The 399-nt window shown below is 65.7% G+C and carries 1 pseudogene; it reads right to left on the reverse strand.

The annotated features are described in order from the left end of the window. Positions 1 to 399: pseudogene (locus DIE16_RS36380) on the reverse strand (amino acid permease); the annotation flags it as partial.

A 399-nucleotide genomic window follows, 5' to 3' on the forward strand; every position in this document is an offset into this window, starting at 1 on the left:
GATGATGCCGAGCGACGCGATGTTCAGCACGATCTCGAACACGCTCGACGGCACGAGATAGTTGAGCAGCACGCCGACCACGTAGATCGCGACCGTCACCAGAATGCCCGCGTACGGCACGGATTGCGCGCTCATTCGGCCGAGGAACGCCGGGGCCGAGCCGCCCATCGACAGCGAACGCAGCACGCGCCCGGTCGAATACAGGCCCGAGTTGAGGCTCGACAGCGCCGCCGTCAGCACCACCAGGTTCATCACCGAGCCGATGCCCGGCACGCCGAGCGCGCCGAAGAACGTGACGAACGGACTCTGGCCCGCCTTGTATGCGCTCCACGGCAGCAGGCAGACCAGCAGCACCACCGACGCGACGTAGAAGATCGCGATGCGCCAGATCACGTTGTT

The sequence above is a fragment of the Burkholderia sp. Bp9090 genome, from assembly GCF_003857985.1.
In the GTDB taxonomy this organism is placed as follows: Bacteria; Pseudomonadota; Gammaproteobacteria; order Burkholderiales; family Burkholderiaceae; genus Burkholderia.